Raw genomic sequence first — 16,068 nt, forward strand, 5'->3', positions numbered from 1 at the left:
TTGCGCATCACTGTCGTCATTCATGGTCGTGGCTTTCTATTGGGACTGCGGGTCAAACGCCTTCAGGTGGGTCGACAACAATCCGACCCGCCGTTAAATCCACTGTCGGCACCACCTCACGGGTAAAGGGCAACATCAATGAGGTGCTTTGCCACGCCGCATGGATTTCCAAAATATCACCCGCGCCATAGTTTTGCACCGCATGCAATTTGCCCAAAGAAGCGCCGCCGACGTCGACCACATCCAGACCAATCAGATCCGCGTGGTAAAACTCATCATCGGGCAATGACGCCAGCTTGTCGCGGTCAACCCAAAGCGTGACGCCCTTCAGCGCGTCGGCCTGTTCCTTTGTGTCGACATCAGACAGGCGTACACCCAGCCCGCCCTTGATCGCGCGCAGCTGCGCCAAGGTAAATTCACGTGTGCCATCTTCGGAATACAGCGGCCGATATTCCGCAATCGATTCAGGATCGGCGCAAAAGGACTTTACCCGGACCTCGCCAGAGACTCCGAAGGCTCCGGCAATGGCACCGACGCACACACGTTCGGATTTCGACATTATCTTCGCTCCATTTCAGGCAGGCCAATACGTGGTTCCCAGCCCAGTTCTTCCAGTTCGGCCGTGTTGCTTATGCGTTCGGGCCAGCCGATACATAAATATCCGATCAATTTCCAACTGTCAGGCACGTCCAGCGCGCGTGCAAGGCCCGGCGCGTCAAAAATCGACACCCAGCCCAGCCCAACACCATCTGAGCGCAGTGCAAGCCACATCATCGAAATCGCACTGGCCACCGAATAGGCACGCATTTCCGGCATTGTCCGCGCGCCCAGCCCCGCACCTTTGGCGCTGGTCTCATCGCAAAACACGGCAAGCTGTACCGGCGCTTCGCGCATTCCTGTCAGCTTTAGATTCGCATAAAGCGCGGCGCGATTATCTTCGCCATGCGCTTGATAGGTTGCCAAAGCCTCGGCATTGGCGGCCTCAAAATTGGCAAGCGCCGCAGCTCGTGCCGCAGCGCTTTCCACAGTGACGATGCGCCAGGGTTCGGACAAGCCAACCGATGGCGCCATAGCAAAAGCCTCCAGCCCGCGCGCCAGGATCTGGTCCGGCACAGGATCACTGCGGAAGCGGCGTACATCACGCCGCCACCGCATCAGCCGGTGCAGATCATCGCGAAACGATGCGCTAAAGGCCTGCGACAACAGATTACTCTGCCGACGCGTCTGCAGCTTCAGCCGCTTTTGCAGCTTTTTCGTCTGCACGTTCTTGTGCTTTCTTGCCAGGAACGGCTTTCTTGGGGTTGTTGCGCTCTGTTTTCGCCTTCACGCCTGCGGCTTCCAGGAAGCGTGCAACGCGGTCGGTCGGCTGTGCGCCTTGGCCCAACCAGTATTGAACGCGCTCTGCGTCCATTTTCACACGCTCTTCGCTGTCTTTCGGCAGCAGCGGGTTATAGGTGCCCAGCTTTTCGATAAAGCGGCCATCGCGCGGCATACGCGAGTCAGATGCAACGATTGCATAGAAGGGGCGCTTTTTCGAGCCGCCACGGGCGAGACGGATTTTCATAGCCATGGTGTTTCTCCTTTGAATGGCTTGGGTCGGGCGGGTGGCCCGTTATTTCTGCATTTGCTCGTGATGCCGGATGACTTCGGAAATCACGAAATTCAGGAATTTCTTCGCGAATTCTGGATCAAGGCCGCTTTCGACAGCCATGGTTTCCAAACGCGCGATCTGAGTCTCCTCCCGGTTCGGGTCCGAGGGGGGAAGGTCGTGCTCTGCCTTCAGCTTGCCGACCGCTTTGGTCTGGGAAAAGCGTTCTGCAAGCGTATAGATCAAGACCGCATCCAAACGATCGATGCTGTCGCGATGTTCTTTCAACAGCTCTGCGGCACGGGTTGCTGCGTCGGTCATACGCGCGTCTCCTTCAAGGCAGGATGGCGCCATGCGACGATCTGGCCCTTACCGGCAGGAACCGATGCCTCCGGATCTGCGCAGGCACCCAAACGCCCGGCCAAAGCAGCCGAACGGGTGTTTTTTTCGTCGATATAGCTCACGGCAGTGGGCCAGCCCAACACGTCAAACGCATAACGGCGCGCGGCCGAAGCCGCCTCTGCCATGATGCCGCGCCCCTCGTCCTTGGCGTCCCAGATGGTCCATAGCAATTCGGCCTCTGGCCAACCGGCAGGCTGCCAAGGGCCAACCAGACCCACACCGCGATCGCTGGCCTTTTGTGTGACCACAAACGGCCCCCATCCGCGCATCACCCAATGGCCGACCACAGCCGCCCATGAGCGCCAGCTTTGACCTTCATCGAAAGTCGCACCAGGACGGACAAAATCAGACCGATCGGATTGGTGAAACGCACGCCACAACGGCCAATCCTTCTGTGCAGGCGCACGAAGAACAAGGCGTTCTGTCTCCAGAACCGGGGTGGGCGACAGCGCGATCATCTTATTTCTTTTTCCCCAAACCGCCCAGTCCGCCAAGACCCGGCAGACCCATGCCGCCCATTCCGGGCATGCCCTTGGGCATCTGAGAGCCAAGCATCTTCGCCGCCTCTTCCATCTTTGCGGGATCCATATCTGCGGCATTGGGCAGGCCTCCGCCTTTGCCCATCATGGCGGACATGGCTTTTTTCAGCATGCCGCCTTTCATCTTGCCCATCTTCTTCATGGTGTCGCCCATCTGACGCTGCATCTTCAGCAGGCGGTTCAGTTCGGCAACATCCAGACCCGCGCCTTTGGCAACGCGTTCTTTGCGCGATGCTTTCATCAGCTCGGGTTTGGCACGTTCGGCCTTGGTCATCGAATTGATCAGCGCGATCTGGCGGCGGATCGAACGGTCATCGAACCCGGCAGTTTCTGCCTGCTTCGCCATTTTCCCCATGCCCGGCATCATCGACATAACACCCTGCATGCCGCCCATTTTTTCCATCTGTTCCAGCTGGCTGCGCATGTCATTCATGTTGAACAGGCCCTTTTGGAACCGTTTCATCATGCGCTCGGCTTGCTCTTTTTCCAGAACCTCTTGCGCGCGCTCTACCAGAGCAACGATATCGCCCATACCAAGGATACGGCCCGCGACACGCTCTGCCTCAAAGGTTTCCAGCGCGTCCATCTTTTCGCCAAGACCGACAAAGCGGATTGGCTTGCCCGTGGTCGCGCGCATCGACAGCGCAGCGCCGCCACGGCCATCGCCATCCATCCGGGTCAAGACCACGCCTGAAATGCCGACCTTATCTTCAAACTCCTGCGCGACCTCAACCGCGACCTGCCCGGTCAGACCGTCCACAACCAGCAATGTCTCACGCGGGTTGGCAACATCGCGCACCTGCGCGACCTCAGACATCAGCACATCGTCGATATGCAAGCGGCCGGCGGTGTCCAGGATATAGACATCATAACCGCCAAGGCTGGCCTGCTGTTTGGCGCGTTTCGCGATCTGCACGGCGCTTTCGCCCTGCACGATCGGCAATGTGTCAACGCCGATCTGACCGCCAAGGATTTGCAGCTGCTCCATTGCCGCAGGGCGATAGATATCCAAAGACGCCATCAAAACGCGCTTCTTCTCACGCTCTTTCAAGCGCCGCGCCAATTTGGCCGTAGTTGTCGTCTTACCCGAACCTTGCAGACCGACCATCAGGATCGGCGCGGGTGGGTTGTCAATTTTCAGCGCGCCGGCATCCTCATCGCCTGCCAGCATCGCGATCAGTTCGTCATGGACGATCTTCACAACCTGCTGGCCCGGGGTGATGGATTTGGTCACGGCCGCGCCTGTCGCCTTGGCCTCAACCGCTTTGACGAACTGGCGCACCACCGGCAAAGACACATCGGCCTCTAACAGGGCAACACGCACCTCACGCAATGCGGTCTTGACGTCATCGGCACTCAGCGCACCTTGCTTGGTCAGCCGGTCGAATACACCGCCAAGGCGATCTGATAGGTTCTCGAACATGGCTCCCTCCTTCGGCAAGGGGCTTGAACAAACGACAAGCGCACCAGTGGGCGCGACGCGCTGACTGGTGGCGATCCCCGCCGAATGCGGGGACCGGAGGGAACTGTCCTCCGGGGAATCTGGCGTGATATAGAAAAACCGACGGCCAAAGTCAACCCTCCACCCCGGCAGCCCATCACATAAGCCCAAGATAGAACAAAGGCCCGGTCATGTCCCGGGCCTTTTGATTTTGTGCTTAGCTGCTCGAAGAGTGTTTTTTATATGTGTCAGGCGCTGCGCGGCATGACTTCGCGAAAGGGCGACACAGAGCGCCGCCGCGCACGCGGAGAATTGCGCAGGCTCATCGCGATCAATCGGCGCTCGACCCGGTCGTTCTGACCGCCTTGAAACAATGCCAACAAAGCGGTGAGTCTAAGTTTCTGTGCCATCGAGTGCCTCCAATCACGTTTTTATCTTTGCGCCCCCATTTCTTAAGGACAGGACCATATCACCGTGAATTCTGGCCCGAAGATCGCAGATCCTAAGGCAATTTTAGGGAAATATTTACCACTTCAGGCCAATTGCGCCACATTTTGACTGCGCCCGCGATACCCCCAAAGCGCATAGCATGACGGCAAAGCCATGCATTTTCCGCATATCTGCTGCGATATGGACAATGCCGGATCAGCCGCACAGGCTCTGGCACAGGATGGCCGAACGCATCCGGACGAGGAGCCGATGCCGCCACCGCAGGAGGAAAACCCCATGACCCAGAACAGCGCCCTGTCGCGCATTAAACACCCCGATTTCGCCGCCAAGCTGATGGATGCCCATGATGCCGCCCAATGGATCAACCCGGGCACGACCCTCGGCATGTCCGGTTTCACTGGCTCTGGCTATCCCAAGGCCGTGCCACAGGCACTTGCGCAGCGGATCGCAGCTGCCCATGCTCAAGGCGATGCGTTTCAGGTCTCTGTTTGGTCAGGCGCCTCTACCGGGCCAGAACTGGACGGTGCCTTGTCACAGGTCGATGGAATTCGCACCCGCCTGCCCTATAATTCCGATCCCATCACCCGCCAAAAGATCAACTCGGGCGACATCGACTACGTCGATATCCATCTAAGCCAAGTCGCCCCAATGGCGTGGGAAGGGGTTTTGGGCCAATTAAGCACTGCGGTGATCGAACTGTCCGGCATCACAGAAAACGGCGATCTGATCCCGTCCTCCTCGGTGGGAAATAACAAGACATGGCTGGATATGGCCGACCAAGTGATCCTAGAGGTAAACAGCTGGCAATCGCCACTGTTGGATGGGATGCATGATATCTATTACGGCACCGCTTTGCCGCCCAATCGCCGCCCCATACCGCTGATCAAACCAGACGACAGGATTGGTCAGCCGCGTTTCACCGTTGATCCAAAGAAAGTCGTGGCCGTGGTCGCAACCGACATCCCCGATCGCAACGCCCCGTTCAAAGCCCCCGATGCCACCGCACAGACCATTGCAGATAATATTCTGGACTTCCTGACATGGGATGCCAAACGCGCCGGCCTGCCAAATTCGCTGCTGCCGTTGCAATCGGGGGTGGGCAATGTACCAAATGCCGTCATGGCCGGGCTGATCGCGGCCCCGTTTGAAAACATGACCGCCTTTACCGAGGTGATCCAGGACGGGATGTTGGATATGATCGAGGCCGGCACATTACGCATGGCCTCCGCCACAGCCTTTTCCCTGTCCCCGGAAAAAGCCGCCTATTTCAACGCCAATGCAGCGTTCTTCCGGGATAAACTAATTTTGCGGCCGCAAGATATCTCAAACAACCCGGAATTGGTCCGCCGTCTGGGCTGTATTGCGATGAATGGCATGATCGAGGCCGATATCTATGGCAATATTAACTCTACGCATGTGATGGGCTCAAGAATGCAAAACGGCATTGGCGGATCGGGTGATTTCGCTCGCAACAGCTACCTGTCGATCTTCATGACCCCTTCGACCGCCAAGAACGGCAAGATCTCGGCGATTGTTCCGATGGCGGCGCATGTCGATCATATCAGTCAAGATGCGCAAGTGATCGTAACCGAACAAGGGCTGGCTGATCTGCGTGGCCTGTCGCCCAAACAGCGCGCCCGGCAGATCATCGACCGCTGCGCCCATCCCGATTACCGCGATGCCCTGAGCGAGTATTTCGCCCGCGCCCAACGTGACAGTTTCGGCAATCATGCGCCGCACCTGTTGTCGCAGGCGTTAAGCTGGCATCAGCGCTATATTGAAACCGGAACGATGAAGCCCTAAATCCGATATTACGCTGCGCTTGGGCAGCATAAGCGAGCCAATTATGGACATTGAGACACCACAGGCCTTGAACGAGACCCGTCCCGTCTCGGATATTCTTGATCGATTGCACAACACCTGCCAAGGGCGCGACAGTATTAGCCTTGAAACTCTGCTGAACAGTTTGGGCGGCGCGTCCTTTGTGCCGGTGCTGATGGTGCCTGCGCTTGCCGTGGTCAGCCCACTGTCAGGCATCCCGCTGTTTTCATCGGTCTGCGGCATCTTGATCGCGCTAATCTCGGCGCAGATGTTGGTTGGGCGGCAGCATCTGTGGCTGCCGCGTTGGATCACGTCGCGCCGCCTGACCGGCGAGAAGCTGCGCGCCGCCATACATAAGCTGCGCAAACCTGCGACTTGGGTTGACCACCGCGTAAAAGAGCGGCTGATCATATTCACCCACCGTCCGTTTCGATGGATCACACAAAGCTGCATCTTGTTATGCGGGCTGGTGATGCCCGTATTAGAGCTGGTGCCGTTCACCTCATCCATCATGGGGTTTGCGGTGACTTTAATGGCGCTGTCGCTATTGGTGCGCGATGGGCTGATCGCGGTGCTGGGGCTGGCGTTTGTGGTGCTTGCGGGATTTGTGGGTTATACGGCGGCAGGCGATCTGGCCGGGCTATTTGCCTAGACCATCAAATCACAGCGCGCCTATAACAGCGCCTTAATCGCCGCGATGAATTGATCTGGATAGGGCAGCGCAAGGACAAGCCATGGACAGGCGATCAACAGCGCGATCCGCACCACATCCACCGCCACAAACGGCATAAGCCCACGAAAAATTACACGCAGCTCTACGTCACGCACGACAGAGCGCAGGACAAAGGCATTCATCCCCACCGGCGGTGTGATATAGCTGATTTCGGTGATGACCACGACAAAAACGCCAAACCAGATCAGATCAAACCCCTGCGCCGCAACGATGGGGTAAAACACCGGGACGGTCAGCATGATCATCGACAGCCCTTCCAACATACAGCCAAGGATCAGATAGATCACCAAAATACAGGCGATCAGCGCCACTGGGCTGGTGCCGAATACTGACAACATGGATTGGATATCTGCTGTCATGCCCGACATATTCACATAGTTGGTAAAGGCCAGCGCACCAAACAAGATGAAGAACATCATCGCGGTTGTTTTGGTTGTATCATACAATACGTTCGCCATCCGCGCCCATGAAAACTTGCCCATCGCGATGGTCAGCATCAAGGCGCCAAAAGCCCCCATTCCAGCACTTTCCGTCGGCGTGAAGACACCTGTATAGATGCCACCCATCACAAAGACGAACAGCACGATGGCCCCGGCTGTACCACGCAGCGCCCCGAACCGCGCCCGCAAGGGCAGCTTTGGCTCCACCGGCAAATCCAGCCCCTGCATCCGCATCGAGATCCGCACGGCCACCGCATAAAGCACAACGCCTAAAATCCCCGGCACAATCCCCGCCAAGAACAGCTTGCCGATATCTTGCTGGGTCATGATGCCGTAAAATACCAAAATCACAGACGGCGGGATCAAAATGCCCAAGGTTCCCCCTGCAGCAATCGCCGCTGTCGACAATTGATCGGGATAACCAAAGCGCCGCATCGACGGCAAAGAAATCCGCGTCATGGTCGCAGCCGTCGCCATGCTGGACCCGCACACAGAAGAAAACGCACCGCAGGCCACCACCGTGGCCATCGCCAGCCCCCCCTTGCGGTGACGCAGCCACGCATAGGCCGATCCATATAGCTCGGTCGCGATCCCTGATTGCACGACGAAATTGCCCATCATCAAGAACAGCGGCAGCACCGACAAAGAATAATTGCGACCGTTGTCAAAGAACACCGACCCCAGCAAAGAGAGCGCAGGCGTCCAGCCGATAATCGCCACAGTACCAAACAAGCCAATCCCGGCCAGTGCGAAGGCAATCGGCACACCGCATAGCAGCAGACCGATCAAAACGGCGACACCCACTTCCCAATGCTGCATCGCTTATTCGTCCCTTAGATGTATTACGGCGTGGCACACCGTCAGCACCACACCCGCCGCGCAGCACAGCGCACATACATATCCCAAAGGTGCAATCGGCAAGCGCAGGCTATTGGTCGCGCCGCCATAGGATCCGATCTGCGCCGCGTAGACCCAGATCCGCCACGCGATCACTGCCAGCATCCCGGCCGAAAACAGCGCAATCAGCACCTGCCGGATCGGCTGCACCCAACAAGGAAACCGATGGACCAACAGATCCACTGTCACATGATCCCCATCTCCAGACACTGCGGGCAATCCCAAAAAAATTACCGCTGCCAGCAGCATCTCGGTTAGTTCAGTCGCGCCGATCAACGGCGCGTTGAACACATAGCGCCCGATAACATCAGTAACCGTCAAGCCCATCATCGCCAGCAACATCACACCGCATAGCACGGCCAGGACCAGCCGCGCAGGCGAGCGTGGCACAGGCGGATGCTGCCCCGAAGACGGGTCCGTCTCCGGGGCGCGATCAAAGCTTTGGATCACTTGGACGCCTCAGCCGAAATCTCGGATTTCAGCATATTATAGGCGGCCTGGCCGTCGATTCCGGCCTCAGAGGCCTCTGCCAGTTTCGCATCCACCAGCGGCTGCAACGCCTCGGTCCAGGCGGCGATTTGAGCGTCGCTCGCATCGGCGATAGCGATCTGACCCTCCATCGCGGCACGGCCGTCGCGGTCTGCCATGTCCCACATCTGCCCGGCTTGACGTGCCAAAGCTTCGCCCGTGACGCTGTCGATTTGGGCCTGAACTTCGGGCGACAGGCTGTCCCATTTCGCCTTGTTCATGACGATGTAAAATGAGGTGTTGAACAATCCACCGGGCACGTTGATCGCATCAGTCAATTGGTCGATCAGCTTGAAGAACGCCACCGATTCATATGGAAAGGTGATCCCGTCTGCGACGCCCTGGCTTAGCAGCTCATAGGATTTTGACGACGGGCCTTCCACCGGAACCGCCCCCAAGGCCGATACAACTTCATGCACGATCCCGCCGCCTACGCGGATCTTGCGGCCCTTTAGCGCATCAGCGCCCGAGACATCGCCGCCCTTCAAAAACACCTGCCCCGGACCGTGACCAAAGACGGCCAAGACTTTGACCTGATCATATTCACCCGCCGGCTTCAGCATCTTCTCCCATACCCGCCAATAAGCGACCGAGATATCTTCTGCGCTATCACCCAGAAATGGCAATTCGACCACATTCGTGGTCTTGAACCGGCCCGGGTTATACCCCTGAACACCAAAGGTGATATCCGCCACACCATTGACGGCAAAATCAAAATGCGCCTGTGGCGGGCCAAGCGGGGCCGGCAGCAACGTGGCGGTGACCTCGCCTTGGGTGGCATCAGAAATCGCTTCGGTCATCGGCACGATCAGCTGGGACACCAACGGATGCGATGGCGGCAGCCAATTTGCCACCGTCAGATTGGTCTGCGCCAAAGCCGGACCGGCCATCGACAAGGCAATCGCAAAACTGGCGGCAAGAACGGGTTTGGTCATCGCAAGATCCTTTGTCGTGCTGCCCATAAGGGCGCTGATTTCGCCCGATATTAAGCAACAGATTTGCCAAAGGGAAAGCCCGGCGATGCCAGTTTCCCCCACTCACCGCTGTTTTTTTCATCGCACGTTCAGTTTTTCATCATCCGCTTTGCGATGCCAAATTGAAAACGCCCCCGATCCGTGGATCAGGGGCGTGTCATGTCGTAGATATTTCGGCCGCTATCAGCTACGCAATGCGCCTTTCGTGGCCTTCGTGACCTTGTCGATGATCTTGGCACTAACCGCTTCAATATCTTTGTCGGTCAAGGTTTTGTCCGTAGGTTGCAGGCGCACGGTCAGGGCGATGGATTTCTTACCTTCACCCATCTGCTCTTCTGCTTTGGCTCCGGTGAACTGATCAAACAGCTGCACGCATTCGATAAGCTGCTTATCAGCACCCATCGCCGCATTCACCGCCGTCAGCGCCTCGACATGGCGATCCACGACAAAGGCGAAATCGCGATCTACTGCCTGCAAGTCAGACGTGGTCAGGGCCGGACGTGTCGTGCCTTTGGCCTTCGGGAAGGGCACGTTTTCCACCCAAATGGTGAAACCAACCGCCGGACCTTTCACGCCAAGTTCGCGCAACACTTTCGGGTGAATCTCCCCAAATGCGCACAGCTTATTCGGCCCCAACGCCATCACACCTGAACGGCCAGGATGGAACCAGCCCGACACTTTGCGATTGATTTGGAACCGTGCCGGTGCGCCGATGGCCTGCAAGACAGCTTCGGCATCCGCCTTGGCATCGTAAATATCTACCGGACGGCGCGAACCAAAGGGGTCGCGCGGCGAAGACTGCCCCACCAACAGACCTGCGGCCTGCAGGTGTTGTTCACCCGGTTCACCGCCTGAAAACGCCGGGCCAACCTCAAACAACGCCAGATCACCGAAACCGCGCGCCTGATTGCGACTGGCAGCCTGCAATAGGCCCGGCAGCAGATCAGGGCGCAGATGCGTCATCTCAGAGCTGATCGGGTTTTGCAATCTCGTCGTATCCTCGCCGCCACCAAACAGCGTCGCGGATGGACCGTCGATAAAGCTGTAGGTGACGCATTCATTATAACCCAAGGCCGCGATCGTGCGCCGCGCCATTTTTTCGCGTTGTTGCAATGGGGTCAAAATCGCACCGGGAACGCCCGTGTTTGCGCGTGGCAATGGCTGACCGACCAGTTTGGTCAAAGAGGCAATACGCGCCACCTCTTCGACCAAATCCGCCTCGCCCAGCACATCAGGGCGCCAGCTTGGCACATAGGCCTGATCGCCATCGAACACAAATCCCAGGCTTTCCAATGTCTTGCGTTGCTGATCTGCCGGGATATCCATCCCAACAAGGCTGATCACCCGCGCCGGGTCCAACGTATACGCCCGACGGACATCCGGCACAGCGCCGTCCATCACCACATGCGATACCTCGCCGCCACATAGGTCCAACACCATCTGCGTCGCCAGTTCCAGCCCATCCAGGGTAAAGGCCGGGTCGATCCCGCGTTCAAACCGATAGCGCGCGTCGGAATTGATTTTCAGCGCCCGGCCCGTGGCCGCAACCGTGATCGGATCCCAATAGGCCGATTCCAAGAACACATCGACCGTATCGCTTTGCGCGCCAGAAGCGGCACCACCCATCACACCGGCCAGGCTTTCGACGCCATTGTCATCTGCAATGACCATCATGCCATCGCGCAAAATGTAGGTTTTCTCATCCAGCGCCGCGAAACTTTCTCCACCTTTGGCCGGTTCAATCCGCAACCCACCTGCAACCTTGGCCGCATCGAACACATGCAGCGGACGGTTCAAATCAAAGGTGAAATAGTTTGTAATATCCACCAGTGCCGAAATCGGACGCAGGCCGATTGCCTCCAGCCGTTTTTTCAACCACGCAGGGCTTTCACCGTTTTTCACACCGCGAATGACGCGGCCTGCAAAGATCGGGCAGCCTTTTTCCTTCAACTCCGGATCGATTGTCACGGAAATTGGGCTGTCGAAGGTTCCGGCCACAGGGGTCACCTGCAACGGCTTCAATGTTCCCAGACCGCGCGCGGCCAGATCACGCGCAACGCCGCGCACGCCCAACGCATCAGGACGGTTCGGCGTGATTGCAATTTCGATCACCGGATCAACAGCCTCGGGACGGTTGATCGCCAACCAATCGGTGAATTTTTGGCCAACCTCACCCGAGGGCAGCTCAATAATACCGTTGTGTTCTTCGGAAAGCTCCAGCTCCCGCTCGGATGCCATCATGCCATGGCTTTCGACGCCACGAATTTTGCCCACAGACAGGGTCGTATCAATGCCGGGCACATAATCACCGGGTTTGCACAGAACAACGGTGATCCCTTCACGCGCATTAGGGGCGCCGCAGACGATCTGCTTTTCGCCCTCATCCGATATCACGCGGCACACGCGCAAACGGTCGGCGTCTGGATGCTGCTCTGCATGCACCACTTTCGCGATGGTAAAGCGTGCCAATTTAGAGGCCGGGTCGATAACTTCTTCGACCTCCAATCCCAAATCGGTCAGGGCGTAAAGGATCTCATCGAGGCTCGCCTCGGTGTCCAGATGTTGCTTTAGCCAGCTCAGCGTGAATTTCATGGGTCACCCTTCGTCTCGGGCCCGGATGGGCATGCGGCCCTGTCCTAGCCGATCACGACGGAAGGGAAAAGGGTCTAGTCGGTCTGCTTTTGCGCAACATCGCCCACATCGCCCATCGACACCAACCGAATTTCGCGGATCAGGCGGATCGTTGGCTTAAAGGCGAATAAGATCGAACCGATCAAAAACAGCCATGTGCCCGGGGTCATCCAACTGTCTGAGAAGAACATCACAGAGCCAATCACGAAACACAGCGCTGCGCCAAAATCGACAGCCGTGTAAAGCAATTCATAGGCCGCATAGATCCGGCGTTTTCGCGGTGAGCCATGCTGTTGATCATAATGAAAGAGCTGTTGCATAAAACACAAACCTTTGAGTGTCGGTGGGGTAAGGCGCCCGGCAATCGGATGCGCTGGCGCGACATGCAAAACGGGGCCAAACGGCCCCGCAATGTCACGATTAAGACGGTGTCACGCGATCAATGCGCCTGATCTTCTTCGGTCTGCGCCAAGCGGACAAGACCACGAAACAGCATAAAGCAGATGATGCAGACGATCTCTAGGAACAGCAGGTCCGTCATGGCGAAATGCGCCCCAACGGCGGCCATCAGCAAACCGAAAAGCAAATGCACGATGCCGATCCCCGCCCACAACTGCGTAATTTTCAGGCCAATGTCGTAATTGCGGGCATGTGCGGGTTGGAAATGCTCTGCCCAAATTGCGGCCAAACCGATGCAAATACCGATAGCAAAGGCCACATATTGCGCAAAAATACCGCCGGTCACACCGATAAATAGCAAAAACGCTAATATAAAAATGCCCGCAAACGCACCAATTCCAAGCCGCGTGATGGCCGCAACATAGCCTTCATGACGATCGCTCGGCTCTCCTTGCGCCCATGCCAGCAGGACGGAGCCAAAACTAAGCCCCGCACCAACGATCACCAGAAAAATCAGGGCCACCCAAGACATGCACTTCCTCCTAAATTCGGTCTGTTCAAAGATTCGACGTTACTATGACATAGCGCGGCTTATCCGTCATGACACGATAGCTGGCGGTTTCTTGATAAATACCGTGTTAAACTGGCGCATATCCGCCCGGTTCAGACACAGATTTCGGGCCTGATCGCTTGTCTTTTGATCTGCGACTGGGTAGCAACATGCCCGAACCGAAGGAGATGCCGATGGACGTTCTGGACCAGCTCAAGGACAAATATCTGGGTGGCGTAGATGCCGCCGCTGACGAAGCTGCACTGGAGGAAATCCGGCTGGCCGCTTTGGGCAAGAAAGGCGAAATAAGCCTGAAAATGCGTGAGCTGGGCAAAATGAGCCCGGAAGAAAAACAGACATTTGGCAAAGCGCTGAACGAACTGAAGACACAGATTGACACCGCATTGCGCGTCAAGAAACAAGCCTTGGCCGATGCGGCGTTGGAGCTACGGCTGAAAGACGAATGGTTGGATGTCACCTTGCCGGGGCGGCCGCGCCGGTCGGGCACGATCCATCCCGTCAGCCAGGTGACCGAAGAAGTGATCGCGATTTTCGCTGATATGGGCTTCAGTGTGGGCGAAGGCCCACAGGTGGAAGACGATTGGCACAATTTCGATGCGCTGAACATCGCACCAGAACACCCTGCCCGGCAAGAACATGATACGTTCTTCATGCATCGTGATGCATCAGACGACCGTCCACCCCATGTGCTGCGCACCCATACCAGCCCTGTGCAGATCCGCGCGATGTTGGAACATGGCGCGCCAATCCGCGTCATTGCTCCGGGGCGGGTCTACCGCATGGATATGGATATGACCCATGCGCCGATGTTCCATCAGGTCGAAGCGATGGCGATTGGCAAAGATATTTCGATGGCGAACCTGAAATGGGTTCTGGAAGAATTCTGCAAGGCCTTCTTTGAAGTTGATGATGTGGAGCTGCGCTTTCGTGCCTCGCATTTCCCGTTCACCGAACCATCGGCCGAAGTCGACATCCGTTGCTCATGGGAAGGCAAACAGCTGAAAGTGGGCGAAGGCGATTCCTGGATGGAGATCCTTGGCTCTGGCATGATGCATCCCAAAGTGTTGGAAGCCGGTGGCATTGACCCCAAAGAATGGCAGGGCTTTGCCTTTGGGATCGGCATCGACCGTCTGGCGATGTTGAAATATGGCATCCCTGATTTGCGCGCCTTCTTCGACAGCGATCTACGCTGGCTGAAACATTACGGGTTCCAGCCGCAAGATATGCCGACAATCGCAGGTGGCCTTAGCCGCTAAAATCCAATCCGCCGATTACCCCCTGATGCGTTTGGGGGCAATCGGTCACGCCATCTTGGTGCAAGATGCAATGATCTGGGGTCTTACAGGCCTGCCTCGGCATAGGAAATCCCCAGCACATCCACAACCTGATCCACGACCTGGATCAGATCCAATGTCTGCGCCAAAGGCCGCTTGGGCGTCTGTGTCTTGCCTGCGGAAATACAACGGGCAACCTCGGCGGCCTCATAATACAGCCCTTCAAAATGCCGACCCACAGGTTCATCCCATGTCAGCGCCTGCGTGCCATCCGCACTGCTCAGGGTGAAAGGTCCGGGCAGATTAAACTCGGACCCAAATCGCAGCGTGGCCTGCGTCCCAACAATAACGGCATTGGTTGGGGTGATACCATATAAAGTGGTCGACAGCGTGGCCTGATGGCCAAAAGCATCCGCCATGATCAGCGAAAGCTGGCCATGCACGCCGCTTTTGTCCATTTGGCGCATCCCCACCATCTGCGCGGGAATGCCCATCAGCCGGGTGATCAGCGACAAAGGATAGGTGCCCAAATCCAACAATGGCCCGCCGGCCAGTTTTGGATCAAATATCCGGTGATCACGGGTGAAATACTCGCCGTAATCCGTGTGAATCGACATGATCTCGCCCAAACAGCCTGCCGCGATAATCTGATCAAGCACATCAAATTTCGGCAAGAAATAGGTCCAAAGCGCCTCTGCCAGAAATAGGCCCTTGTCCTGTGCCAGCTTGGCCATTTTTGCCGCCTGCGCATGGGTCATTGCCATTGGCTTCTCCACCAAGACATTCTTCCCCGCCCGCAATGCCAGCATGACATGTTCGTAATGCATGTTATGCGGGGTGGCGACATAAATCACATCCAGATCAGGATCCGCCACAAGCGCATCATAGGATCCATAGGCCGTGCCAATGTCCCATTTCTGGGCAAAGGCACGGGCCTTTGCGTCGCTGCGTGAACCGACCGCGGCAAAGACCTGACAGGTATGAGCGCGGGTTGAGGCAATGAATTGCTCGGCAATCCAGCCAGACCCAAGAACACCCCATCTCAACGCAGGGGCCTGCATCGGATCGGCAATGCGAACATCAGGCAATTTGGTTGGAAAATCAAACATGACCGTTCCTTTCATATTTAGCTCACCCATGATTGGGTCAGTCGCAAAATGGGCCGCCATTTTACGCGCGTTGGCGCTGCCAAACCCCGCCACCGGCCGCCCCAATCACACTTCTTCACATGAGGTGTTTGACTTCTGGTGCGGGTTGGAATTTCCAGTTTCTGCGTGGTCCTGCCATGACGTTTAGGTAATACATCTCAAAGCCATGTGGTGCACCGCAGGGGTGGTGTCCGCGCGGGACGCAGACGACATCGCCATCGGCGACGGCCAT

General features: G+C 57.2%; 18 protein-coding genes. 3 read left to right on the forward strand and 15 right to left on the reverse strand.

All coding sequences use genetic code 11. The features are described 5' to 3' along the window. Positions 1 to 52: 52 nt before the first annotated feature. The 7 genes from rimM to BFP70_RS20925 all read right to left on the reverse strand — a co-directional run bounded on the left by rimM (position 53) and on the right by BFP70_RS20925 (position 4,380). A complete protein-coding gene (gene rimM, locus BFP70_RS02560; protein ID WP_066009804.1) occupies positions 53 to 559 on the reverse strand; it encodes a ribosome maturation factor RimM in 507 nt (168 codons plus the stop codon). Beyond that, on the reverse strand, positions 559 to 1,206 hold the full coding sequence (gene bluB, locus BFP70_RS02565) for a 5,6-dimethylbenzimidazole synthase (RefSeq protein ID WP_369820174.1): 648 nt from the start codon (positions 1,204 to 1,206) through the stop codon (positions 559 to 561). The genes rimM and bluB overlap by 1 nt, the downstream gene beginning before the upstream one ends. Position 1,207: 1 nt before the next feature. Next, positions 1,208 to 1,570 carry a 30S ribosomal protein S16 gene (gene rpsP / locus BFP70_RS02570; protein WP_066009805.1) on the reverse strand — a complete coding sequence of 121 codons (363 nt, stop codon included), beginning with the start codon at positions 1,568 to 1,570 and terminating at the stop codon, positions 1,208 to 1,210. A 42-nt stretch (positions 1,571 to 1,612) separates the two neighbouring features. Then, positions 1,613 to 1,909, reverse strand: coding sequence for a chorismate mutase (locus tag BFP70_RS02575; RefSeq protein WP_066009806.1), 297 nt, complete (start codon positions 1,907 to 1,909; stop codon positions 1,613 to 1,615). Next, positions 1,906 to 2,448, reverse strand: coding sequence for a GNAT family N-acetyltransferase (locus BFP70_RS02580; protein ID WP_066009807.1), 543 nt, complete (start codon positions 2,446 to 2,448; stop codon positions 1,906 to 1,908). Before BFP70_RS02580 ends, BFP70_RS02575 begins: the two co-directional genes overlap by 4 nt. Before the next feature lies 1 nt (position 2,449). Continuing rightward, on the reverse strand, positions 2,450 to 3,952 hold the full coding sequence (gene ffh, locus BFP70_RS02585) for a signal recognition particle protein (RefSeq protein ID WP_066009808.1): 1,503 nt from the start codon (positions 3,950 to 3,952) through the stop codon (positions 2,450 to 2,452). Between the two features lie 266 nt (positions 3,953 to 4,218). After that, positions 4,219 to 4,380, reverse strand: coding sequence for a hypothetical protein (locus BFP70_RS20925; RefSeq protein ID WP_176715474.1), 162 nt, complete (start codon positions 4,378 to 4,380; stop codon positions 4,219 to 4,221). Between the two features lie 193 nt (positions 4,381 to 4,573). Here BFP70_RS20925 and BFP70_RS02590 point away from each other — a divergent pair, with 193 nt between their 5' ends. Together BFP70_RS02590 and BFP70_RS02595 are read left to right on the forward strand one after the other, a co-directional pair. Further along, positions 4,574 to 6,223: an acetyl-CoA hydrolase/transferase family protein gene (locus BFP70_RS02590; protein WP_255356571.1), complete on the forward strand. Its 1,650-nt coding sequence runs from the start codon at positions 4,574 to 4,576 to the stop codon at positions 6,221 to 6,223. 43 nt (positions 6,224 to 6,266) lie between these two features. After that, the gene (locus BFP70_RS02595) at positions 6,267 to 6,893 is read left to right on the forward strand and encodes an exopolysaccharide biosynthesis protein (protein WP_066009809.1); all 627 of its coding nucleotides are present in this window, start codon (positions 6,267 to 6,269) and stop codon (positions 6,891 to 6,893) included. Positions 6,894 to 6,913: 20 nt separating this feature from the next. Here the strand turns inward: BFP70_RS02595 and BFP70_RS02600 are convergent, their stop codons facing one another. The 6 genes from BFP70_RS02600 to BFP70_RS02625 form a co-directional block, all read right to left on the reverse strand. After that, positions 6,914 to 8,233: a TRAP transporter large permease gene (locus BFP70_RS02600; RefSeq protein WP_066009810.1), complete on the reverse strand. Its 1,320-nt coding sequence runs from the start codon at positions 8,231 to 8,233 to the stop codon at positions 6,914 to 6,916. Between the two features lie 3 nt (positions 8,234 to 8,236). Next, positions 8,237 to 8,761: a TRAP transporter small permease gene (locus BFP70_RS02605; RefSeq protein ID WP_255356572.1), complete on the reverse strand. Its 525-nt coding sequence runs from the start codon at positions 8,759 to 8,761 to the stop codon at positions 8,237 to 8,239. Next, complete coding sequence (locus BFP70_RS02610) at positions 8,758 to 9,774, reverse strand: TRAP transporter substrate-binding protein (RefSeq protein WP_066009811.1); 1,017 nt, start codon at positions 9,772 to 9,774, stop codon at positions 8,758 to 8,760. Before BFP70_RS02610 ends, BFP70_RS02605 begins: the two co-directional genes overlap by 4 nt. Before the next feature lie 222 nt (positions 9,775 to 9,996). Beyond that, positions 9,997 to 12,405 carry a phenylalanine--tRNA ligase subunit beta gene (pheT, locus tag BFP70_RS02615; protein WP_066009812.1) on the reverse strand — a complete coding sequence of 803 codons (2,409 nt, stop codon included), beginning with the start codon at positions 12,403 to 12,405 and terminating at the stop codon, positions 9,997 to 9,999. A gap of 74 nt (positions 12,406 to 12,479) precedes the next feature. Continuing rightward, positions 12,480 to 12,764, reverse strand: a complete 285-nt coding sequence (locus tag BFP70_RS02620; RefSeq protein WP_066009813.1) for a YrhK family protein — start codon at positions 12,762 to 12,764, stop codon at positions 12,480 to 12,482. Between the two features lie 119 nt (positions 12,765 to 12,883). After that, positions 12,884 to 13,375: a hypothetical protein gene (locus BFP70_RS02625; RefSeq protein WP_066009814.1), complete on the reverse strand. Its 492-nt coding sequence runs from the start codon at positions 13,373 to 13,375 to the stop codon at positions 12,884 to 12,886. A 212-nt stretch (positions 13,376 to 13,587) separates the two neighbouring features. Here BFP70_RS02625 and pheS point away from each other — a divergent pair, with 212 nt between their 5' ends. Then, complete coding sequence (gene pheS / locus BFP70_RS02630; protein ID WP_066009815.1) at positions 13,588 to 14,670, forward strand: phenylalanine--tRNA ligase subunit alpha; 1,083 nt, start codon at positions 13,588 to 13,590, stop codon at positions 14,668 to 14,670. 83 nt (positions 14,671 to 14,753) lie between these two features. Here the strand turns inward: pheS and BFP70_RS02635 are convergent, their stop codons facing one another. Together BFP70_RS02635 and BFP70_RS20215 are read right to left on the reverse strand one after the other, a co-directional pair. Then, complete coding sequence (locus BFP70_RS02635) at positions 14,754 to 15,797, reverse strand: Gfo/Idh/MocA family protein (protein WP_066009832.1); 1,044 nt, start codon at positions 15,795 to 15,797, stop codon at positions 14,754 to 14,756. 115 nt (positions 15,798 to 15,912) lie between these two features. Continuing rightward, on the reverse strand, positions 15,913 to 16,068 hold a 156-nt coding region (locus tag BFP70_RS20215), incomplete at its 5' end, for a 5-deoxy-glucuronate isomerase (RefSeq protein WP_176715475.1).

It is taken from the genome of Thioclava sp. SK-1, from assembly GCF_001705665.1.
Lineage (GTDB): Bacteria > Pseudomonadota > Alphaproteobacteria > Rhodobacterales > Rhodobacteraceae > Thioclava.